This window comes from uncultured Aquimarina sp. (assembly GCF_947492115.1).
Lineage (GTDB): Bacteria > Bacteroidota > Bacteroidia > Flavobacteriales > Flavobacteriaceae > Aquimarina.
The window spans coordinates 648,200-669,862 of the sequence record NZ_CANLMM010000003.1 but is presented as its reverse complement, the minus strand read 5'-3'; the positions used below and the strand labels follow the sequence as shown (position 1 = coordinate 669,862).

19 protein-coding genes and 1 tRNA gene are annotated in these 21,663 nt (G+C 32.8%); 9 read left to right on the top strand and 11 right to left on the bottom strand.

Annotated elements, in window-relative coordinates; all coding sequences use genetic code 11:
* Positions 1-37 precede the first annotated feature (37 nt).
* Together Q1A73_RS12285 and Q1A73_RS12280 are read right to left on the bottom strand one after the other, a co-directional pair.
* Positions 38-877: a universal stress protein gene (locus Q1A73_RS12285; RefSeq protein WP_299605921.1), complete on the bottom strand. Its 840-nt coding sequence runs from the start codon at positions 875-877 to the stop codon at positions 38-40.
* 200 nt (positions 878-1,077) lie between these two features.
* The gene (locus Q1A73_RS12280) at positions 1,078-1,440 is read right to left on the bottom strand and encodes an HPF/RaiA family ribosome-associated protein (protein ID WP_366141454.1); all 363 of its coding nucleotides are present in this window, start codon (positions 1,438-1,440) and stop codon (positions 1,078-1,080) included.
* 817 nt (positions 1,441-2,257) lie between these two features.
* Between Q1A73_RS12280 and Q1A73_RS12275 the strand changes: the two genes are divergently transcribed.
* The 3 genes from Q1A73_RS12275 (at position 2,258) to Q1A73_RS12265 (ending at position 5,338) form a co-directional block, all read left to right on the top strand.
* Positions 2,258-2,440: a hypothetical protein gene (locus tag Q1A73_RS12275; protein WP_140592049.1), complete on the top strand. Its 183-nt coding sequence runs from the start codon at positions 2,258-2,260 to the stop codon at positions 2,438-2,440.
* A 41-nt stretch (positions 2,441-2,481) separates the two neighbouring features.
* Positions 2,482-3,399 carry a DUF1611 domain-containing protein gene (locus tag Q1A73_RS12270; RefSeq protein WP_299605917.1) on the top strand — a complete coding sequence of 306 codons (918 nt, stop codon included), beginning with the start codon at positions 2,482-2,484 and terminating at the stop codon, positions 3,397-3,399.
* 145 nt (positions 3,400-3,544) lie between these two features.
* The gene (locus tag Q1A73_RS12265) at positions 3,545-5,338 is read left to right on the top strand and encodes an alanine racemase (protein WP_299605915.1); all 1,794 of its coding nucleotides are present in this window, start codon (positions 3,545-3,547) and stop codon (positions 5,336-5,338) included.
* A 76-nt stretch (positions 5,339-5,414) separates the two neighbouring features.
* Here Q1A73_RS12265 and Q1A73_RS12260 read toward each other — a convergent pair whose 3' ends face one another.
* The 8 genes from Q1A73_RS12260 to Q1A73_RS12225 all read right to left on the bottom strand — a co-directional run bounded on the left by Q1A73_RS12260 (position 5,415) and on the right by Q1A73_RS12225 (position 10,886).
* Complete coding sequence (locus tag Q1A73_RS12260) at positions 5,415-5,717, bottom strand: co-chaperone GroES (RefSeq protein ID WP_299605912.1); 303 nt, start codon at positions 5,715-5,717, stop codon at positions 5,415-5,417.
* A 22-nt stretch (positions 5,718-5,739) separates the two neighbouring features.
* Complete coding sequence (locus Q1A73_RS12255; protein WP_299605910.1) at positions 5,740-5,925, bottom strand: hypothetical protein; 186 nt, start codon at positions 5,923-5,925, stop codon at positions 5,740-5,742.
* Positions 5,926-5,942: 17 nt separating this feature from the next.
* Positions 5,943-6,980: a beta-1,6-N-acetylglucosaminyltransferase gene (locus tag Q1A73_RS12250; protein WP_299605908.1), complete on the bottom strand. Its 1,038-nt coding sequence runs from the start codon at positions 6,978-6,980 to the stop codon at positions 5,943-5,945.
* Positions 6,981-7,214: 234 nt separating this feature from the next.
* The gene (locus tag Q1A73_RS12245; RefSeq protein WP_299605906.1) at positions 7,215-7,565 is read right to left on the bottom strand and encodes a cupin; all 351 of its coding nucleotides are present in this window, start codon (positions 7,563-7,565) and stop codon (positions 7,215-7,217) included.
* A 366-nt stretch (positions 7,566-7,931) separates the two neighbouring features.
* A complete protein-coding gene (locus Q1A73_RS12240; RefSeq protein ID WP_299606361.1) occupies positions 7,932-8,471 on the bottom strand; it encodes an AraC family transcriptional regulator in 540 nt (179 codons plus the stop codon).
* An 85-nt stretch (positions 8,472-8,556) separates the two neighbouring features.
* On the bottom strand, positions 8,557-8,904 hold the full coding sequence (locus tag Q1A73_RS12235) for a hypothetical protein (RefSeq protein ID WP_299605903.1): 348 nt from the start codon (positions 8,902-8,904) through the stop codon (positions 8,557-8,559).
* 195 nt (positions 8,905-9,099) lie between these two features.
* On the bottom strand, positions 9,100-9,348 hold the full coding sequence (locus tag Q1A73_RS12230) for a cold shock domain-containing protein (RefSeq protein WP_366141453.1): 249 nt from the start codon (positions 9,346-9,348) through the stop codon (positions 9,100-9,102).
* Between the two features lie 1,465 nt (positions 9,349-10,813).
* Positions 10,814-10,886: transfer RNA gene (locus Q1A73_RS12225), tRNA-Met, on the bottom strand.
* 322 nt (positions 10,887-11,208) lie between these two features.
* Between Q1A73_RS12225 and leuC the strand changes: the two genes are divergently transcribed.
* From leuC to leuB, 4 genes are all read left to right on the top strand, one after another.
* Positions 11,209-12,621: a 3-isopropylmalate dehydratase large subunit gene (gene leuC, locus Q1A73_RS12220; RefSeq protein ID WP_299605900.1), complete on the top strand. Its 1,413-nt coding sequence runs from the start codon at positions 11,209-11,211 to the stop codon at positions 12,619-12,621.
* A 41-nt stretch (positions 12,622-12,662) separates the two neighbouring features.
* Positions 12,663-13,259, top strand: coding sequence for a 3-isopropylmalate dehydratase small subunit (leuD, locus tag Q1A73_RS12215; RefSeq protein ID WP_299605898.1), 597 nt, complete (start codon positions 12,663-12,665; stop codon positions 13,257-13,259).
* Positions 13,260-13,397: 138 nt separating this feature from the next.
* A complete protein-coding gene (locus Q1A73_RS12210; RefSeq protein ID WP_299605897.1) occupies positions 13,398-14,924 on the top strand; it encodes an alpha-isopropylmalate synthase regulatory domain-containing protein in 1,527 nt (508 codons plus the stop codon).
* Positions 14,925-15,042: 118 nt separating this feature from the next.
* Positions 15,043-16,101 (top strand): 3-isopropylmalate dehydrogenase, encoded by a 1,059-nt coding sequence (gene leuB, locus Q1A73_RS12205; RefSeq protein ID WP_299605895.1) that lies wholly within the window; start codon positions 15,043-15,045, stop codon positions 16,099-16,101.
* A gap of 218 nt (positions 16,102-16,319) precedes the next feature.
* Here leuB and Q1A73_RS12200 read toward each other — a convergent pair whose 3' ends face one another.
* A complete protein-coding gene (locus Q1A73_RS12200) occupies positions 16,320-17,138 on the bottom strand; it encodes a dolichyl-phosphate beta-glucosyltransferase (protein ID WP_299605893.1) in 819 nt (272 codons plus the stop codon).
* A gap of 203 nt (positions 17,139-17,341) precedes the next feature.
* Between Q1A73_RS12200 and Q1A73_RS12195 the strand changes: the two genes are divergently transcribed.
* On the top strand, positions 17,342-20,428 hold the full coding sequence (locus Q1A73_RS12195) for a hypothetical protein (RefSeq protein WP_299605891.1): 3,087 nt from the start codon (positions 17,342-17,344) through the stop codon (positions 20,426-20,428).
* On the top strand, positions 20,428-21,660 hold the full coding sequence (locus Q1A73_RS12190) for a hypothetical protein (RefSeq protein WP_299605889.1): 1,233 nt from the start codon (positions 20,428-20,430) through the stop codon (positions 21,658-21,660). Before Q1A73_RS12195 ends, Q1A73_RS12190 begins: the two co-directional genes overlap by 1 nt.
* Positions 21,661-21,663 lie beyond the last annotated feature (3 nt).

Genomic DNA, 21,663 nt, shown 5'->3' with positions numbered 1-21,663 from the left:
CCGTTATGATACAAACTCAACTTATTTTATATGTGATTTAAATTCTAAATGTAATCACAGGTCTATTAGCATGATTTGCTATATCCTCTCCAATACTTCCATTAAAAAAGTGAGAAAGTCCTTTTCTTCCATGAGTTGGAATAGCAATCACATCGGCATCTACCTGATTACTATACTTGTAAATACCATTTTCTACGGTATAATCATTATAAAAAACAACGTCCTTAAACCTTTCAATACTTCCAGCATCAGCTTTAAACAAAAACTCTTTCACCCTTTCTTCTATTTGGTCTGAGCTTCTAAAACTATCTCCAGGAAGATTAATATACAATAGGTGTATTTTAGCTCCAAAAGATTCGAACAAGTTAATTGCATTTACATAAGGGCGAATATTTTCTATTTTGAAATCGCAGGCAAAAACCACTTCTTGTATCTTAAAATCTGTGACCGCTTGCTTAATTACCAATACCGGCACATCCGAAGTTCGTACAACTTTCTCTGTATTCGAACCAACGAATATGTCTTCGCTCATTCCACTTGTTCCGTGTGATCCCATTACGATGAGATCTGCATCATATTCTTTAGCCACTTTATTTACCTCGCTAAAGATTTTATAGTTCTGAACCGTTTCGGAAACTTTAATTCCTTCTAAATACGGTTTATCTAAAAAAGTGCTAAATCTTTTTTCTGCTAGTTTCATATAATACATAGCTTCTGCTACTTCCTGACTTTCATCTTTGGTAAGAATGGCTTCTGATAAACCAAGCATATGTAATACGATAATTTCTGAGTTTAATTTTTTAGCAATAATAGCCGCCGCTTCTAAAGCGTATTCGGAATATTCCGAAAAATCTACAGGGACAAGAATTTTTTTCATCTGTTTATATTTTTATTGTTTTTTAATGGTCAGATCGAATCGCCATCTAATCATATCGGTGGATATCAACTTAATTGTTATGGCTTATTTCATGGGTTTATATGTATGGATTTATAAATAAATTCATAGAGCACCTCTAGATAAGTATATTGATTGATAGCACCCTTTAGAATCGAATATTATCAAATTTGTAAATGGTACTAATGATATGGTTTGATCTCCTGCTTCTTTTTCTTAAGCAGTGTCTCGATATCCTTAAGAGTTTCTTTAAATGCCATTTCAAAATTATTTTCATTGGAAGTAGCATAAATTCTAGGACCAGGAATACTTAGTTCTATATCACAAATTTTCCCTTTTCCTTTGGGATCATTTTCTTTTTTAAAAAAAACATCGGATTTAATAATCCAATCGTATTTCCTGTAGAGTTTTTCTAATTTTTCATGCACATAACCCTCCATAGTTTCACTGGTTGGCATCTGCACGAACTGAATATTTGTTTTCATAGGCATTACTTTAAAATATACTCCAAAAGTAATTCCTGTAGAATCCGATAAATATGACATTTATCATGAATGTGTTATGTTTTTGAATTTTATGTGAGCTTATGCGAAGAAAACCAAAATACTGCACATCTAATTTTGAGAATAAAAAAAGCTTCAGATTATTTCTGAAGCTTTTTCCTAGTAGCGGGAGCAGGACTCGAACCTGCGACCTTCGGGTTATGAGGACAGATCAAAAAAACCACAACACTTTGTATCAGAGTTTTTTATATTTTTTTGGAGCATGCAAACCGATACATTTAACAACAATTCCGTACTAAAAAACCATGCTCCAAAACGGAGCATGGTTTATATTTCTTTCTAGAAGCAAAAACGCAGTACTGAAATGCTTATAATTCCAAATATTATGTTAATAAATCAATAGGTTTTTAAACATTTTAGACAAAAACGTAGTAAATAAAACATATAAGTGATTATAAACCATGTTCTGAAATCTTAAATTTTATTACTTTTCCTATAATAATATCAAATAGTACCAAAACTGTGATTTATGTAACATTCAACTCTTATTATACAACCTTTAATTAATTAATTATAAAGATATTTACATTTTAAATTATGATTCTTTTTTAAAGAAAGACTATTATTCAAAAAATAGTAAAAAATAATTGTTAGAATAGGTTTTGTAAAAAGACAATTCTCTTACAACCATTTTTCTGTTTCTTTTTATTAGTAATTTACTAATAAAACTTTAGGTTCCGGCGATTATGATCCTCCAAGTATGATCTCCGGAATTTAAAGAAACTTAACAACTCTAAGAATAAGATTAGAAGGATCAAATTTTATTAAAGAGGTATTAAAAAATTATAATATAGTAGATATGAAACTTGATAATAAGGTAATTGGTAAATACAAAATAGGAGATACCGTATTCACTAAAATCAATCCTAATATTTCTCTTATCGTTCGAAGATATATTAATGGAGTTTATTACTGTGGATTTCAAAATGACCCCGATAGATGGGAATTAGGTTTGACCGCCAGAGCATTGGTGGGAAGTTAAACTATTCCAAAATCTATTTTTTATCTTAAATCGCACAAATTATGAAAACATCAGCAATAGTTTATTGCGAAAATGAATTTGGCAAATTAGATGGTAAAGTCGCAAATGGTCTTGTCAGGCATTCTGGAAAGTATAAAATCGTTGGGATTATAGATAGCGCTAAATCAGGTCTTGATGCCGGAGAGTATTTGGATGGAATTAAAAATGAGATACCAATATTCCAAAATTTTAACAAAGCGATTGAGATATTAGATAGCGTTCCAAAATACTTTATCTATGGGATTGCTCCACTCGCACCATTACTTAATAATGAAGAGAAAAAAGTTATTTACACAGCCATTAAATCTGGAATGCATATTGTAAATGGACTACCAGAGTTTCTTTCGGATGATCCAGTTTGTATAGAGCTTGCAAATAAATACAATGTATCTATTTTTGATGTAAGAAAACCACCTTCAAAAGAAAACCTTCATAATTTTACAGGGCAAATCAGAGACGTTCAAACTCCTGTCATAACAGTATTTGGTACAGATTGTGCGGTTGGTAAGCGAACTACAGCACTTAAGCTAGTAGAAGCCCTAAAGAAAATAGGTTTAAATGCGATCTTCATAACTACAGGTCAGACAGGAATACTTCAAGGTTCCAAATATGGTATTGCCATAGATGTACTAAGCTCTGGTTTTGCAAACGGAGAAGTTGAAAATGCTGTTCTGGAAGCAATCAAGGAACAACCCGATATTATTGTAGTGGAAGGACAAGGAGCACTGAGCCATCCGGCATTTACCTCTTCAAGTGCTACCCTAAAAGGTGCTATGCCTAAGGCTATTGTCCTTCAACATCCACCAAAAAGGCGCAACAGGTGTGATTTTCCAGATATTCTAATGCCAACACTTGAGAGTGAAATAAAAATGTTAGAAACCTTCACTGGGTCTAAGGTAATTGCAATCACGAAGATATGATTGACGAAGAAGTTGAAAATATAACAAAGGCTTATGAAGTAAAATATCAATTACCTGTTACTGATGTCCTAAAAAACGACTGTGGTAAATTGGTAGAAAAACTTTAAGAAATATTTCCTGATTTAAATCGTATCAATCCACTACTATGCCAACCCCAAGAATAGATATTAATCTTAACAAAATTGCTAATAACGCTAAGGGTTTAAGTTCCCTTTTTCGGTCAAAAGGTATAGATATCATTGCTGTTACTAAAGGAGTTTGTGCGGATCCTCATATTGCTAATATTTTGGTAAAGAGCGGGATTAAAATTCTTGCTGACTCCAGAATATCAAATATCAAAAAAATGCGTATTGCTGGAGTCAAAGCAAATTTCCTGTTGATTAGAACTCCAATGATCAGTCAAACGGAATCAGTAGTATTAGATACTGATATGAGTTTAAACTCGGAATTATCTGTAATAAAAAAACTTTCAGAATATGCTATCCTACACCGTAAGATCCATAAAATTATACTAATGGTAGAATTAGGAGATTTACGTGAAGGAATATTACCGTTACAATTGGAAAACACTATCAAAAAGGTACTAACTCTAAAAGGTATTAAACTTGAAGGTATAGGTACAAATCTTGCCTGCTTTTCCGGAGTTAAACCCACCGCGGAAAAAATGGACATACTATCCTCTATTGCTAATAGTATTGAGAAGAAGTTCAACATAAAGCTATCTATAATCTCAGGAGGGAACTCAGCTAATTATAATTGGTTTAATACTACAAAAGATTTAGGCAAGATTAATAATTTGAGACTTGGAGAGTCTATATTTTTAGGTTATGAACCTTTAAGCGGAAAGCCGATTCCAAAACTTTATCAAGACGCCTTTATGTTGACAGCCAAGGTTATCGAACTGAAAAACAAATCATCAGTACCAGATGGCGAAATTGGTCTTAACGCTTTTGGTAACAAACCAAATTTAAAAGACCAAGGCATGATAAAACGAGCTATCTTAGCCATGGGGGTTCAAGATGTAATGGTGAATGGATTAACCCCAAAATTAAATATTGAAATCCTAGGAGCGGGTGGGGATCACATTATAATCAATGCCAAAAAAGAAGACTTAAAAGTTGGAGACGAGGTGTCATTTACATTAAAATATGGAGCATTAGTTACCGCTATGAATTCACCCTATATTTTTAAAAACATCAAGACTCCAATAAGCGCAAAAGATTATTGTCTTGTAGTCGAAGAGAAAAATAGGTCGCACAAAAAGAAAGCAGCCATTATGACTATCAAAGATGATCTAAGCCCATTGATAAGTCTTCAGGATTCTAATTTTAATTTAATATTCGAAAAGTCCATTCAAAAAAACTATCGTTATTTAGTTAGAAAAGAGGTCTACGAAAAAATAGGTCGAATAAGTAAGCTTCTGGATGATCAGGACAAAAGGTTAATTATTAGATCTGCCTGGAGATCATTTGAGCATCAGCAGAAACTATGGGAGCGAAAAGCAAGTTTTATGAAAAAGAAATATCCAAAAAAAAACGCAGAAGAAATTAATGAGCTAGTATCAAGGTTTATCGCCCCAAGAAAACAATCTACCCATTCAACTGGAGGCGCGGTTGATGCTTTGATTTATGATTTGCGAAAGAAATGTGTCCTGGATTTCGGAACTAACGATGGCCTACATATAGATTTAAATGAAAAATGTTACCCCAAACATCCTAGCATTAGTGAGGAAGCAAGGAAAAACCGTAAGCTACTTATGAAACTTTTCGAGAATGAAGATTTTGTGTGTGATCATAAAGAATATTGGCATTTTGACTATGGCAATATTGGTTGGGCAGTAGAAAAAAATAAAAAATATGCTCACTATGCCATTTTAGAAGAGTCTTATGTACAATCAACTGTTTTTAAATACCCTGACAAAACTCCCTTTTATCTTTAGGATATACTGATTTGTTAATCTTCATATCTATACATAACTCATCATCTTAGTTTCAACATATATTTGTTAAATCTTTTTATATGAGTTCTAATCTGACTGGCCGAATAATACCAAAGATATCTGACTCTTTCATAATAAGTGCATCAATTCCTTCAACCGTAATTTCTGTGCCCGAATATTTATCATATAATACGGCATCACCAATTTTTACGGTCATGGGTTCATCTTTCTTTCCCTTTCCGACGGCTAGTACGATACCTTTTTGAGATTTCTCCTTAGCAGTATCCGGTATAATGATACCTCCTTTTGATTTTTCTTCTGCGATGTCTGCTTTTACAAGCACCCTATCAGAAAGAGGTTGTATTTTAAATTTATGCATGATTATTTTTGTTAAGTATAATTCAATAGGTTTGTAATTCAGCAAAAAGTACTTCTAGCTCTGTTCTTGTTTTTTTAAGTTTAACAGCAAGATTATCAAGCATTGCTTCTTTTTGTCCATCTTTAAAATCAAAATCCCCGTCCGATAGAAAAGAAAACCTTCGTTTTAGCATCACCTTTTGCTCCCTCCAACTTCTCGTAATATTCATTTTAGCCATTTTACTATTTATTTATTGCCATTAAGTTTTCTTAATTGAGTAGGAGGATTTATAATTGTTTCTGGGCTTAATACGACACTTTTTTTTGTATCCATATTATGAGTTGGAATAAGATTAAAATCTATATTAATAGAATTGTTTAGTATTGGATCTGCTTTTATAGATTCTTCCAAAAAATCCAATACCAACACATCAATATTCTCATCAAATTCTCGGGCGAATAAGTTGTCTCCTTGCATCAAAAAGTCAATATCTGATCCAGTCAAAGTTTTAGGTTTCAATTTCATCCCTTCGTCAGACATCCATATAATAGCTCTTTTATCATCATTTACGATTGTTTCTTTGAATGAAGTATTCATTAGTACTGTTTGAAAAAATGATTCATCTGCCAACCATATATTGTGATAGAAATCTTCAAATTTTTTTACTTCAGGGTTATAGCAGATAAATTCACAGCAAGTCCTAGTCAAGATCATCCATTGCCCTCCTATATATGGGGTTACATTTTTCATGAAGGATCTTTGATAAGGTATGCCCGAAAAACCAATATCAGTTTCGTGAAAATAGTTTTCAATTCGATTCATCGTATCTGGGCGATCTCTAATCTGATTAGCAATCTTCATGAAGTTTTTACCGATGTTCTTGCCCAAAAAATCAAATATAAAATTGTTAGATTTCAAAGGAAAATCCTGATCGCTTAGATTAATAAAAAAATCCCATTTGAGACAACGTTTTAAGAGATACTTCATTCCATTAATTTCAGACTGTACTCGACTGTATCCTCCACACACTACATTCTCACTTCTTAAAATATAAGCATTAGAATAATCTTCTAAAAAAGCTTTAATACCCTTTTTAGTAGAAGCATCGGATTCTTGATCAATATGGATTAAGTAGTGATTTCCTGGGTGATAAATTGTCTTAAATAATCGTCTGAATTGTTTAGGGAAACGATGTGCCAATATGAAGTAAGCAATCTTCGGTTTACTTTTCGGGATATTGAAATGAAAACTTTGCTTTTTTGCTATGTGTATTTTTTTTGTCATTTATATGTATGTCATTTAATTCTTAATTTTTATTATTTTTAACATTCATTGAACAAGCTCTCTTTCAAAAAATACTACTTCCTTTTTCTTAGGATCTTCAGCAAACGTACAATAGTATATTCGCCGGTAATATAACCGTACGACCAATTTGACTTCAGGGTTTACTTTGGCATAAACGGTATCGCCCGGTTTGAATTTACTTTCTTGCCTTTCCATATACTTTATTTTCAAATTTTAGATACTTACATCTTCATAACCACTTTTAATGATAATCGATATCATTTTAAATCGTTTATTTGCCATCATTATATTTATTGCATGAGCAGGGATAATAATTGCGTGACCTGTTTCAACAATATTTGATTCTTCATTAATAATAATCTCAGCTTCCCCATCAATAATTTGAATAAAATTGTCAAAAGGAGAAGTTGTAAAAGTCAAGACTTCTCCCTTATCAAATGATGATATGGCTACTATTCCCGTGTTTTTCTTTAGAATTGTTTTCATCACCACAGATCCAGGCACATAATCAATGGTATCAACCAATTTATACTTATAGGATTTTTCTAGTTCTTTATTCTTCATAAAAGATATTATGGATGATTAATGTTAAATTAGAATACGTCAGCAACGATTTGTATTTACTAATTATTCCTCGCTCCGTTTCTCCTTTCTTTTTGCAGCTTTTGCAGCTCTCTTTTCTTTCAAACTTTTTACAGGTGCTTTTTTACCTAACTTAGATTTACCTTCTTTTCCTTTTGCCATGGTTTTTGTTTTTAGATAATGAATACCTCTTCATCTATAAAAAAGAGTTCGTTATGGATACGAAATTCAGTTAATTAATACTTTAATGTGTTACACTAGTTTAAGCCTACATTACATATATCACACTTTTCTGCAGTATCAAACATTTTGAACATCGAACAAGCTATATGAATTTATGTTTATTTATCATAAATCCTCTAGACTTTGTTTACGTTTTTCCTTCAGTTTTTTATAAAAAGTGGGTGTTAAACCTGTGATTTTTTTAAATTGATTAGATAAGTGAGCAACACTACTATAATGAAGTTTATAAGCTATTTCTGTAAGATTTAGTTCATCATAAATAAGTAATTCTTTAACTTTTTCTATTTTGTGGATAATGATGAATTGCTGAATAGTAATTCCCTTCACTTCTGAAAATATATTTGCTAGATATGTGTAATTATAACCAACTTTTTCACTTATATAATCAGAATAATTAACTTTGGGAATTTCATTTGTATAATGAATCATTTCAACAATAACATTTCTTATCTTTTCAATTAGAATGCTTTTTTTATTTTCCATCAGTTCTAAGCCAGATTTACTTAGATTTTTCTTCAGTTCAAGGCGTTGGTCTTTAGTTATATCTTCCAAGAGCTCAACCACACCTAATTCTAAAACCAAATAATGCAATCCAAGTTTTTTTAACTCTTCTTTGACCATCAGTTTGCATCGTAAACTAACCATGTATTTTATGAATAGTTTTGTACTCATATTTGTAATCGTTTATATGTAAGGTATTTATTTATACGGTAGGAATTAGGATTTTATATCATTCTCGAAGATATTGTCCAGGTACAAGCTTTTGTAAGCGTAATATGGTTGACACTTCTCTACTCTTTTTTTTCTCAATAATTATATCCTTGGTAAACGAGATGATAAAATTTTCTCCAATATTTTTATCCGTATGTAATGGATATTTTTTAAGTATAACAGACAAAATTTCATTAAAAACCAATATCTCATCAAATCCAGATACGGTTTTATAACAAAACGAATAACCTCCTTTAATACGTCCTTGATACACTCCCTCTAGTTGTTCTATTCGATTTATTTCTTGGGAATAGCCAATGGTAAAAAAAATCAGTGCTATTAAGGAAAGTTTTATCTGTATTGTCATTTTTTTGTTTTTTGTACGGAGTTTTACTTTGGGAACATATTTTTAAGCATTCTCATACGATCACAACACCTCTATTATATTTGAGATTAGATATTAGATACTCAACATTTAAGTGTATTGTCAGTATAGGATATAAGACATAAAAAGCCATCTTCAATAGATGGCTTTTCAACATTTTTAGAGAGGTAGGACTTGTTATTTAATCAATTCAACATTGACTGCGTTCATTCCCTTTTGACCTCTTTCCATCGTAAATTTTACGTTATCGTTCTCACGAATTTCATCTATAATACCGCTTTGGTGTAAAAAAATATCTTCATCAGAATCTTTGAGTTTAATAAAGCCAAATCCTTTGGCAGTATTGAAAAATTTTACTGTTCCTTCTTTCATTACTTTGTAATTATTATTTATTATTCTATTTAATGTTTGTTTTATAATATTCATTGTTCTTTAATTTATTATCTTAAAATTGTATCTGGATTCTATGTATGACTTGCATTTTTCCCAACTTTCGCAAAATTCTAATATGTCCATAATGGCTGAAAAAAATGTTCTTTTTGTATGATAGGGTATTTCATATTCATTAGCTGTATCGGAAGCAATACCAATATTAATGCTAAAAAACCGCAAGTATTACGATATTTTTAAAGATCATGCTGTTATTTGTATGCTTGTCGATTTAATCTGTTTTGAAATAATTGTTAACCTTGTTTCTCAATGTTTTTGAAAACTCAGAGTTTGTTCTTTTTGAAAATTTTAGATTTTTGATACTATCAACTTTTTGTTTTAAGCCTATCCCCTTATAATTCGGAGATAACATATTAACGTAATATGGATGGAGAAACAAACAGGAATATTCAATTATGAAAACTTGTTCTACGTTGGAAACAATACTAAAATCTACGTTGTTATCCTTAAAATTGTTTTTTGCACTATTGCCGAGAAAAAAAGAGAGCAATAAAAGAATAGTGAATCTGAAAAAACAAGATTAATTTGAAGCTTTACGAATTTTATCACCCTAAAGATACTTTTAATTTAGTTATTATCTCCAAATCATATGTTAAATATTGATACTTTAAAAAGTGGTATCATATTGTAAGACATTATAAATGCATCCCAATATATCTGTTGACTTATCAAATTTCAGTAATATAATTTGATCATTTAAAATCAAAACCTTACTTCATATAAAGTTAAAAAAATAATCTAAGTTTATCTGTAGAAGAAGAATTCCAAAAATAAGAATAGTGAAATATTAAACATGTAAAGTTCAAACACTCTTGAGACACCTATTAATTTACACTGCTTATTTTCCTGTACAATATTCAAATTACTCCTTTTCCAAATTGAAAAAACAGACATCAATCGGTTTTAACCATTTTTCAGAAACATCATCTTAGATTTTTATTCCAATATTATTTCAGCAAACCGAATACTAAATTATTAGAGTAAAAACTAATCTTTGCAAAATTTTATATCTCATAAAAAGTATAAAGTTCTCACATTTCGATTAACAAGAATATTTATGCTGTATTCAACTTTTGACCTTGATCCTTCTTGACCTTACAAACCATAATTTCAAACAATTTACATATTCTCAAGCAGTACTCTAATGAATACCTCCCCGAAGTTCGCAAAAAAACCATGTCCTATTCAAAAACAAAAATCTTAATCAGGAATAAAGAAACAGAACAACAAAACAAACTGATAAACAACAACTTAAATCATCAACTGAAAAAGCACATAAAATAAATCAACAGTACCCCACTTTAAAATGAGATCAATTTTAGATCTAAAAAGTAACACAAACCATGCTCCAAAACCATGCTCTATTGTTAAAAAATAGTTTTTACAACTCAAAAAAAGTCTAAAAATAAAAATAACCACTTCAAAATGAAGTGGTTACTAGTAGCGGGAGCAGGACTCGAACCTGCGACCTTCGGGTTATGAGCCCGACGAGCTGCCTACTGCTCTATCCCGCGCTATTGGACGGCAAATATACAACCTTTTTTAGCTTTACAAAGGATAATTAACAAAAAGTAACATTTTTTTTATCCTATCATTTCTTATAACCTGATTTTAAATCAAATACCAAAACAAAAAATATTGGTTTTTCCCAAAACCTCTATCTTTTTTATCAAATCATCTAAAATTTAAGCGAATTTTGAGATATGTTTAAAACTACTCTTTACTTTACCATTTTATTAGCTGATATCTTCCATAACTCGTAAATTTACCTCCTTTTTAACATTTTAATAACAAGATGCTAAATGCATCGATTGTATTGCAGAAAAGATCGTAAAAATGAGTAAGACATTATTTGATAAGGTATGGGATTCCCATGTAGTTCGTAAAATAGAAAATGGACCCGATGTATTTTTTATTGATCGTCATTTCATTCACGAAGTAACTAGCCCAGTAGCATTTTTAGGATTAAAAAGTAGAGGGAATACAGTTTTATATCCAGAACGCACATTTGCAACCGCAGATCATAATACTCCAACTATTAATCAACATTTACCAGTAGAAGATCCGCTTTCCGCGAATCAACTAAAAGCCTTAGAAGAAAACGCAGCCGAATGGGGTATTTCGCATTGGGGATTAGGACATAAAAAAAACGGAATTGTTCATGTAGTAGGTCCTGAAAACGGAATTACACTCCCAGGTGCTACTATTGTATGTGGAGATTCACACACCTCAACACACGGAGCTTTTGGAGCTATTGCCTTTGGAATAGGAACATCAGAAGTCGAAATGGTGCTATCTACACAATGTATCATGCAACCTAAACCTAAAAAAATGAGGATCAATATAAATGGTGATCTTGGTTTTGGGGTAACACCAAAAGATGTTGCTTTATATATAATTTCTCAGCTAACCACTTCTGGTGCGACAGGATATTTTGTAGAATATGCAGGGGACGTTTTCAGAAATATGACCATGGAAGGTCGTATGACGGTTTGTAATCTTAGTATCGAAATGGGTGCAAGAGGAGGAATGGTAGCTCCCGATGACAAAACATTTGATTATATAAAGGAAAAGCCACTAACTCCAAAAGGTGAAGCTTGGGATACTGCTATGGAATATTGGAAAACACTTCATACCGATGAGGATGCAGTATTTGATAAAGAATTGACTTTTAATGGTGCGGATATAGAACCTATGATTACCTATGGTACGAATCCAGGAATGGGAATCGGAATTACCAATCATATTCCGGATGCATCTACTGTAGAAGGAGGTGTTGCCACCTATAAAAAATCTTTAGGATATATGGATTTTAACGAGGGTGACGCTATGATTGGCAAACCTGTGGATTATGTATTCTTAGGAAGTTGTACCAACGGTAGAATCGAAGATTTTAGAGCCTTTGCTTCTATTGTAAAAGGAAAAAAGAAAGCAGAAAACATTACAGCCTGGTTAGTTCCAGGATCTCATGAAGTAGAAGACCTGATCAAAGAAGAAGGTTTACTAGACATTATAAAAGAAGCTGGATTTACACTTAGAGAACCTGGATGTTCAGCTTGTTTAGCAATGAATGCGGATAAAATCCCTGCAGGAAAACTTGCTGTTAGCACCTCCAACAGAAATTTTGAAGGAAGACAAGGACCAGGATCCAGAACTTTATTGGCTAGCCCACTAGTGGCTGCTGCCACTGCAGTAACCGGAGTAGTAACAGATCCAAGAACACTTTTAAAAGAACAAACATTAGCATAAATCGAATTCAAAATTCTTAATCGATATAATTTGCAATTAAAATGGCATACGATAAATTCAACATACTAACATCTACAGCAGTTCCATTACCAATAGAAAATGTAGATACAGATCAGATCATACCAGCTCGTTTCCTAAAAGCTACCGAACGTAAAGGTTTTGGAGATAACTTATTCAGAGACTGGAGATATCATAATGATAATACCCCTAAAGAAGATTTTGTATTAAATAATCCTACCTACAGTGGTAAAATACTAGTGGGTGGTAAAAACTTCGGTTCAGGGTCTTCTAGAGAACATGCTGCTTGGGCAGTTTATGACTATGGCTTTAGATGCGTAGTCTCTAGTTTCTTTGCAGATATTTTTAGAGGTAATTGTTTAAATATTGGGGTATTACCCGTTCAGGTAAGTCCAGAGTTTTTAGAACAAATCTTCAGTGCCATCGAAGCAGATCCTAAAACTGAAATAGAAGTAAGTTTACCAGAACAAACCATTAATATCAAAGCTACTGGAGCGTCAGAATCCTTTGAGATTAATAGTTATAAAAAAGAGAATATGCTCAATGGATATGATGATATTGACTATCTCACAAAAATGAAATCAGAGATTCAAGAATTTGCTGCTGCACGTCCTTTTTAATTAGAGTTTGGGCGTTCGAGCGGGCTATACGCTATATCTTTTTTTCTTATTGTAGAAACGTCTTAATACAAAATTAGACTTCTAGACCAGAAGTAAAAAAGGATGCCGCTACTATCCCTAACGCAAAAGATGCTGAATATGAGTATACGATCAATCGAAATTATGGATACTACCCTCAGAGATGGAGAACAAACCTCTGGGATATCCTTTTCTGCTTCAGAAAAACTAACCATTGCGCGACTTTTGATAGAAGAATTAGGAGTAGATCGTATCGAGGTGGCTTCTGCTCGGGTATCAAAAGGTGAATTTGATGCGGTAAAAAATATCATCGATTGGGCAACTAACAATGGATACATTGATCAGGTAGAGATACTAACTTTTGTGGATGGTGGTAAATCTATCCAATGGATGAAAGATACCGGAGCTAAAGTGCAAAACCTATTAACCAAAGGATCTTTAAATCACCTTACGTATCAGTTAAAAAAAACTCCTGATGAACATTTTAAAGATATCGCGGAAGTTTTCAAAAAATCCAAGGAAGAAGGGATTACTACTAATGTATATCTAGAAGATTGGAGTAATGGTATGCGTAATTCTCCAGAATATGTATACCAATTTTTAGACTTTTTAGCTACGCAACCTATAAAAAGAGTTTTATTACCGGATACATTGGGAGTTCTGATTCCTTCTGAAACAAACACTTATTTGTCTGCCTTAAGAAATAAATATCCTGATTTGCACTTTGATTTTCATGCCCACAATGATTATGATTTAGGGGTAGCCAATGCAATAGAAGGTGTAAAAGCTGGTGTTAATGGATTACACCTTACTATGAATGGTATGGGAGAACGAGCGGGAAATGCACCATTAGCAAGTGTCGTTGCGGTGATTAACGATTATCTTCCTGAGGTGCATATCAATGTAAATGAATTAGCTTTATATAAGGTAAGTAAATTGGTAGAAACCTTTTCAGGTTTTAAAATCCCAGCCAATAAACCTGTAGTTGGCGATAATGTGTTTACCCAAACAGCTGGAATCCATGCTGATGGCGATAATAAACATAATCTCTATTTTAATGATCTCATGCCAGAGCGTTTTGGACGAAAACGAAAATACGCCCTTGGTAAGACTTCTGGAAAAGCGAATATTGAAAAAAACCTTCAGGAACTTGGACTAAAACTAAGTCCAGAGGACATCAAGAAAGTAACACAGAGAATCATTAAACTAGGAGATAAAAAAGAGGTAGTGACTCAACAAGATTTACCTTATATTATTTCCGATGTACTAGATAGTAACCTATACACCAAAAAGGTAAAAATCAAATCTTATGTTCTCAATCATGCAAAAGGCTTAAACCCTTCTGCCACGTTGGCTATTAAATTGGATGATGAAGTAATCGAAGAACATGCACAAGGTGATGGTCAGTACGATGCTTTTATGAATGCTTTAGCTAAAGTATATCAACGAAAAGACAAAAAGCTTCCTAAATTGATTGATTATGCAGTAAGAATACCACCAGGAAGTAATTCTGATGCCTTATGTGAAACAGTAATTACCTGGAGAACCGAAAGCAAAGAATTTGCCACCAGAGGATTAGATTCAGATCAAACGGTTTCCGCAATAAAAGCAACAGAAAAAATGCTGAACATTATTGAATTACAATAATATATAAAACCAAATTGTCAGTCTGAGCTTGTCGAAGACAATTTGGAATCAGAATATAATACTTCGACAAGCTCAGTATGACATAACTAGTAAATTACTATAAATTAGAATTAACAAAATGGAATTAAATATCGCGCTACTTGCCGGAGATGGTATTGGACCCGAAGTAATCGATCAAGCTGTAAAAGTATGTGATGCCGTTGCAAAAAAATACGACCACAAAATTAACTGGACATCCGCATTAACGGGTGCAGCTGCTATTGATGCTGTAGGAGAACCTTATCCTGATGAAACCCATGAAATATGTACCAACGCAGATGCTGTATTGTTTGGAGCTATTGGTCATCCTAGATTTGATAATGATCCTTCAGCAAAAGTACGCCCAGAACAAGGATTACTAAAAATGCGTCAAAAACTTGGATTATTCGCTAATGTACGTCCTACATTTACATTTCCGTCATTAATAGATAAATCTCCCTTAAAACAAGAACGTATAGAAGGAACTGATTTAGTTTTCTTACGTGAATTAACTAGCGGTATCTATTTTGGAAAAAGAGGAAGAGAAGACAATGGCGAGACAGCTTATGATACTTGTACGTATACGCGTGAAGAAGTAAAGCGATTAGCCAAAAAAGGGTTTGAAATGGCAATGGCTCGTAACAAAAAACTATGTTGTGTGGACAAGGCTAATGTGTTAGAATCCTCTCGTTTGTGGAGAGAAACGGTACAAGCCATGGAAAAAGACTATCCAGAAGTGGAGGTTAGCTACGAGTTTGTAGATGCTGTTGCGATGAGATTAGTTCAATGGCCGAATTCTTATGATGTATTAATTACTGAAAATCTATTTGGAGATATTCTTACCGATGAAGCTTCTGTAATATCTGGATCTATGGGGTTAATGCCATCCGCTTCGCTTGGAGAGAAAACATCTTTATTCGAACCAATTCACGGATCTTATCCGCAGGCCGCAGGAAAAGATATCGCCAATCCATTAGCTACCGTATTATCTGCTGCTATGATGTTCGAAACTGCTTTTGGGCTTCAGGAAGAAGCGCAAGCTATTAAAAATGTTGTAGATAAGTCTCTAGAAGAAGGGATTGTTACCGAAGATTTAGCTGGTGATGCTAAAGCCTACAAAACTAGTGAAGTTGGAGATTGGTTGGTGAAACACATATAAATTACAAAACCAGCTAACCCGTTCCAAAAGTTAGCTGGTTTTCACTTTAACAATGCTTGCGGTAAAACTCTATTTCTTATTTACTTAACCCATTATTTACTAATATTCTACAAACAGTACCTTACCGCAACCTCAACTTATGTAATTTTCTATTTCATATAGTATAATTTTGTATTAGATAATTATTTCTATTTTTTATTCTTGATTATTGAAGAATACTATGCTGCAATTGGCTGCGTTGTATTTCCATATATTTCCAACAAAGGCTCATAAGTAATAGAAGGATTAATGGTAAATGTTGATATCACATTATAATTAAACCAAATCAAGATTAACCGATATGGAATTTCTAAAGAATCCTTCAACCCTAATTTAGAATCTTCCATATGCACCCATCTTTTTAGAGGCTGTTCATATATCGCTTTGGTTATTTTGGATTTTCCAAAATACCGTTTCATTCTAATAAACATTTCTACATCAAAAAGCCATTTACTCAAAAAGCTCTCGGTAAATAAAATAGGTACCAATTCTGCCTTGTAAACTTTTGCTCCACATTGTGTGTCGCTAATGGACAAACCCACGATCAAAACAATTAATATATTTATTACTTTAGAGATCAGCGCTCGTATCTTATCTTTTTCTATGGCTTTAGATGCATTTTTAGCTCTAGAACCAAATACAAAATTTAATTCATTATTTATTTCCAAAGTTTTTACTAAGTCACCAAAATCCTCAAAATCAGTAGAGAGATCAGCATCAATAAATCCTATATAATCTATATGATGATTGCTGTAAAAATATCTAGATCCTGATCTTACAGCGGCAGCTTTACCTCCGTTTTTTTTCATATCTATGATACTCACCTTAGATGGATTTGCTTCTTGTATTTCCTTTAACACATGGATGGTGTTGTCCTTACTTCCATCATTCACAAAACATAAATAATATTCATTTTCCTGTTGTACAAATTTGATAAACGCATTTTTATTTAATCTTTTTTCCTCGTTATAACATGGTATAATAATTCCAGTTTTCATGATACATTCTTTTGGGTTTTGATTCAAAAGTATGTTGAAACGGCACCGAATATTGGACTATTTCGATCACTGAAAAAAAGCTATCGACGAATGGTTTTTGTCTAAAGACATACCACTCGTCGAATCCAAAAGCTTTATTGTATATTTAGTTTTAGCAAACTTTAGTTTATATTTAAAGGGAAGTTTCCGCTTACGGTTATTGGATGGATAAAAAAAACACAAACAAATATTTAATTAGTGCAATACTTATTGGAATCTTATTCCATGGATCTAGTATCTTCTTTACCATAGAAACTACTTATGATGCCTTAATCCATCTTTTCTTTGCCGATCACTATGCCAATAGCTGGTTCGATCCATGGAGTTATAGTTGGTATACAGGGTTTACTGTTCAGGGATATCCTCCTCTGGTACATCAAAGCATTGGACTGTTTTCATTAATCGGCGGACTTAAATTTGGTCTATTTTCTGTGGCTTTCATTGCTATTTTACTTTTTATAACTGGAGTATATCGATATTCTCTTCTAATAACTGGTAAAAGAAATGTGGCGGGTTATGCTGCTCTTGTTGCAGTATTTTCATCTTCTTTCGTAGAAACGCTTCATATCTTCGGACAACTACCAAGTATTGTAGGTGTTTCCGTTTTAATGCACGCATTACCAGAAATATATTTATGGATTAAAACCGGTAAGTATACCTATTTAATTAGAGCATTTAGTTTATTAGCGGTTACTGTTACCTCGCATCATGTTACTCCTATTTTTGGAATGGTATTTTTTATCTTTCCTTTAATCGGTATGGTAATCATGGATAGTGCAAAAGACAAGGTTGATTCCTATCGAGCAGTACGATTTAAACATTTTCTACAAACTTTCTTTAAGCTGTTTTGGAGAATTGTAAGTTTTGGTTTCGGTTCCTTATTCCTTATTATTTTTTGTATTCTACCTTATTGGATTAACACCAAGAATAACCCTATCACTCAGGTCCCTATTCCTCATGGTTCAAGAGATAATTTCTTAGAAGTTACTTCTTCTGGATTGGTGTTTTTCACAATTCCTTGGGGTATTATTCTATTTATTTTTCCCTATTTATTTTATAGATACTATAGTAAACGATACTTGTTTTTTGGCCTTTCACTTACCTTATTAAGTATTCTAGGAACTGGTGGCACCACCCCAATCCCGAAAATGATGTTGGGGGATAATGCCTTTAATATTCTTACGTTAGATAGATTTACCCTTTGGGGTTCTATTATGGCACTTCCTATATTCGGTGAATTTTGTTATCGATTTATCGAAGGTGATATCAAAAATAAAATTCAGCAAAAATTTGGAAGTGTGTATCACCGAATCCTTGGAGGAGCTTTTGCTGGAGCTTATATTTTTGTCTGCATTTTTACGATGAGTTTGGGTTATTTTAGACCTTCGCAGCCACAGAAAATTAAAATGCTTCCGATCTTAAATTTCCTAAAACAAGATCAACACGATCACTGGCGGTACCTTCCGTTGGGGTTTGGCGATCAGATGGCATGGCTTTCTGCGCAAACGAATGCCATGACCGTAGATGGCAATTATCACTCTGCAAGAAGACTTCCCGAACTAACATCGAGAGCCGTAGAACGATTAGAGAATTCTAAATTTAGAGGCGTAGAAGGCATTGGCTCTTTACAGCAATTCTTAACTGTACCAGAGAAATACAATCTCAAATACGTATTCTCCAATGATAAGTTTTATGATCCAGTTCTCTTCTTCTGTGGTTGGCAACGTCTAAGACAACTAGAAAATGGGATTATGGTATGGGAAAAACTAAATGTTCCACCCATTCCTAATATCATCCCTAAAGATGATGTGGCATTACCTCTAAAATTAATGTGGGGACTTATTCCTGTAACTACTGTACTTATTGCCTTTATCATCAACATACAATTCATTTGGATAAGAGCCTTAAAAACAAAAGAACGAAGTCTCCTTGACTTTTATAATTATCGTATTCAATATGATGACTTTAAAAATTATATGATCCGTCTACAACATATTTGGGTTGTTTTTCTCTTAGGTGTGATAGCTTTTGGTTTTTATATTTTCTATCTCAAAAATGCCACACAAATTAGTCCAGAAAACATAGTCAAATCCTATTATGATGCGCTGGATTTCAAAGAATTTAAAAGAGCTTACAGCTATATAGATCCCGAAAGTGATAAAAAGGAAGAACAATATATGCTAGAAATAGCAGTAACGGATGGTTTATTAAGTTCTTATGCCAAAATGGATGAGATTACTGTTGATATTTTGGAACAAACAGATAGTACAGCAAAAGCCAAAGCTACTACCTACTGGATTACTCCATTAGAACGTATTGATAAAGTATTTTATCATGAATTGGTGAAGCATAAAGGAAAGTGGTTTGTAAAACCTCCTAATTATGATCTTGATATTCCACCGGATCAATTGTTTTCGCAAAACAAAACACAATTCTATAACCATGGAAGAAGACGAATCTCTTCTGAACAAACTTTCCATGAAGATGTATTGAAACAACCAGTGCTGGAGGTTCTGAAAGCCAATCTAATTCAGAATGACACTACCTATACCATTGTAGGTGAGATACAAAATGTTGACAATGTGCCTGCAGACGTAGTTATAAAAGCAACTTTATACAATAAGGAAAATGAAGAATTAGCTATTTATAATGCTAAAGATCAAATAAAACACAAACTTGTACCTAAAGAGATTACCAGTTTTAGAGTTAATTTTGAAGGAATTGCTTGGATGAATTCTGATAAACCTAAAACTTTTAACCCAGATGAATTTACAGCTATTGAACTCGCTGATATACCGACCACTTTTAATTTGCAATGCGCAGGAAATGTTGCTACCACTGATTTGTACAAAGGACTATCGATCTCTGAAATTAAAATAAGTGACAAGAAAGTTAGAGGTATTTTATTCAATTCCGGTTTACAAGAAGTTACTATACCTCAATTAATTATTTCTTATTACAATAGCAATAAAGAACTCATTTGGGTTGATCATTCGTATGTAAGAGAAGGTATCCGACCTCAACGTAAAAAGGTGTTCGAATTTGAATTAAAAGAGTTAGAATGTATCAATTCCTTAAGTCAGGATATGGAAAATATTTATATAAATGGATTACCTAATAAAGCAATCAGTCATAAAGTAACACCTAATAGACGAATTGAACAAGATGATTATATCCTCATCCCTATCGAAGGCAAAGGATATGATTATATAAAAGTAGAAATAAACAATTATATCGGAGCTCCTTATTAATGAAATTAAATATTTATCCATATCTATTAGTTGCAATTGTATTGGTTTTTGGATTTACGATCCACACAACCCATACGGATACTGTTATGGATAAGGAAATTGTTCTATTCGATGCAAAAGATGAATATACCGCCGGAGAAGAAATCGTTTTAAAATTTAAATACGATACCATAGAAAATTTGGTATTAGCAATCCAAAGTTCTTATGGCACTACATTACTTACACCAGAAAAACAACATGATTTTGTAGTTTTTAAAATCCCAGAATTTGTATCTAAAAAGAGAGGAATACTTAATTATCATCTCGTTAAAAACAAAAAAAACATATATACTGGAGAATGCTACATTACTGCGATGACTGATATAAAAGAACCATTAGAATCCTACTTAGGTCCTCCAAGCATTACTGCAGGAGGTACTGATTACAGTATGCTTTCCATCATTGCTTCAGATCGCTATGATAATCCTGTGAAGGATAGCACTCTAATCGTCGTCAAACATCAATTCTTAGACAAAGAAATTGACGATGATATTTACAGTAAAGATTTTATCGTTTGGAAAAACATATTTTCCTATGAAAAATCTGGAAGAATACTGGTAAGTGCAAATTTGGATAACATCCCTTCTAAAGAGTTTTCATTAGATGTATTTCCTTCTCAAGGACAGGATTTTGAATTATTTGTGAACACAAAACATAATTATGCTGACGGCAATCAAATTGCAGAATTTTTTACCTCAACAATAAAAGATGAATTTGGGAATATTATCAGTGATGGTCGTATTGTAGAATTTAGTATTCTAAAGGACAATAAAGAAAGGTTACGTACCTCAGGAACTACCATAGATGGTGTAGCAAGAGGCTTTATGGTGCATCCTGATCAAAAATCCACCTGGAATGCTCAGGCTTTTATTCCTGAAATGGCAGAAAGCAATAGTATCGAACTAAATTTTGAAGCTGCCGTTTCTGATTATAAGGTCATTTTTAAAGAACAAAATAGAACTATAGAAATTGGTCCTATTGTAAGTTTCATGGATCAAATCATACCAGATGGAGCTCTAATCACTTTGGATATCTATCAGAATGATCAATTAATTGAAAAGTTAACTGAATTTTCATCCAAAGGATTTGTGAATTTTTACGTATCTGAGGATTTCTTTCCAAAGGGAATTTATACCTTAGAGATCAAGGGAATGGGAGTACATAAAAAATATGATCGCATCGAATTAGAATGAAGA

Excerpts from the sequence above, each read along its gene's own strand:
- leuD (WP_299605898.1), top strand. The coding sequence starts at position 12,663 with ATGGCATACGATAAATTCAACATACTAACATCTACAGCAGTTCCATTA.
- Q1A73_RS12245 (WP_299605906.1), bottom strand. The coding sequence starts at position 7,565 with ATGAAGAATAAAGAACTAGAAAAATCCTATAAGTATAAATTGGTTGAT.
- Q1A73_RS12230 (WP_366141453.1), bottom strand. The coding sequence starts at position 9,348 with ATGAATATTATAAAACAAACATTAAATAGAATAATAAATAATAATTAC.
- Q1A73_RS12280 (WP_366141454.1), bottom strand. The coding sequence starts at position 1,440 with ATGTCATATTTATCGGATTCTACAGGAATTACTTTTGGAGTATATTTT.
- Q1A73_RS12250 (WP_299605908.1), bottom strand. The coding sequence starts at position 6,980 with ATGACAAAAAAAATACACATAGCAAAAAAGCAAAGTTTTCATTTCAAT.
- Q1A73_RS12195 (WP_299605891.1), top strand. The coding sequence starts at position 17,342 with ATGGATAAAAAAAACACAAACAAATATTTAATTAGTGCAATACTTATT.
- Q1A73_RS12260 (WP_299605912.1), bottom strand. The coding sequence starts at position 5,717 with ATGCATAAATTTAAAATACAACCTCTTTCTGATAGGGTGCTTGTAAAA.
- Q1A73_RS12190 (WP_299605889.1), top strand. The coding sequence starts at position 20,428 with ATGAAATTAAATATTTATCCATATCTATTAGTTGCAATTGTATTGGTT.
- Q1A73_RS12265 (WP_299605915.1), top strand. The coding sequence starts at position 3,545 with ATGCCAACCCCAAGAATAGATATTAATCTTAACAAAATTGCTAATAAC.
- leuC (WP_299605900.1), top strand. The coding sequence starts at position 11,209 with ATGAGTAAGACATTATTTGATAAGGTATGGGATTCCCATGTAGTTCGT.
- Q1A73_RS12270 (WP_299605917.1), top strand. The coding sequence starts at position 2,482 with ATGAAAACATCAGCAATAGTTTATTGCGAAAATGAATTTGGCAAATTA.
- Q1A73_RS12255 (WP_299605910.1), bottom strand. The coding sequence starts at position 5,925 with ATGAATATTACGAGAAGTTGGAGGGAGCAAAAGGTGATGCTAAAACGA.
- Q1A73_RS12275 (WP_140592049.1), top strand. The coding sequence starts at position 2,258 with ATGAAACTTGATAATAAGGTAATTGGTAAATACAAAATAGGAGATACC.
- Q1A73_RS12210 (WP_299605897.1), top strand. The coding sequence starts at position 13,398 with ATGAGTATACGATCAATCGAAATTATGGATACTACCCTCAGAGATGGA.
- Q1A73_RS12200 (WP_299605893.1), bottom strand. The coding sequence starts at position 17,138 with ATGAAAACTGGAATTATTATACCATGTTATAACGAGGAAAAAAGATTA.
- Q1A73_RS12285 (WP_299605921.1), bottom strand. The coding sequence starts at position 877 with ATGAAAAAAATTCTTGTCCCTGTAGATTTTTCGGAATATTCCGAATAC.
- leuB (WP_299605895.1), top strand. The coding sequence starts at position 15,043 with ATGGAATTAAATATCGCGCTACTTGCCGGAGATGGTATTGGACCCGAA.
- Q1A73_RS12240 (WP_299606361.1), bottom strand. The coding sequence starts at position 8,471 with ATGGTTAGTTTACGATGCAAACTGATGGTCAAAGAAGAGTTAAAAAAA.
- Q1A73_RS12235 (WP_299605903.1), bottom strand. The coding sequence starts at position 8,904 with ATGACAATACAGATAAAACTTTCCTTAATAGCACTGATTTTTTTTACC.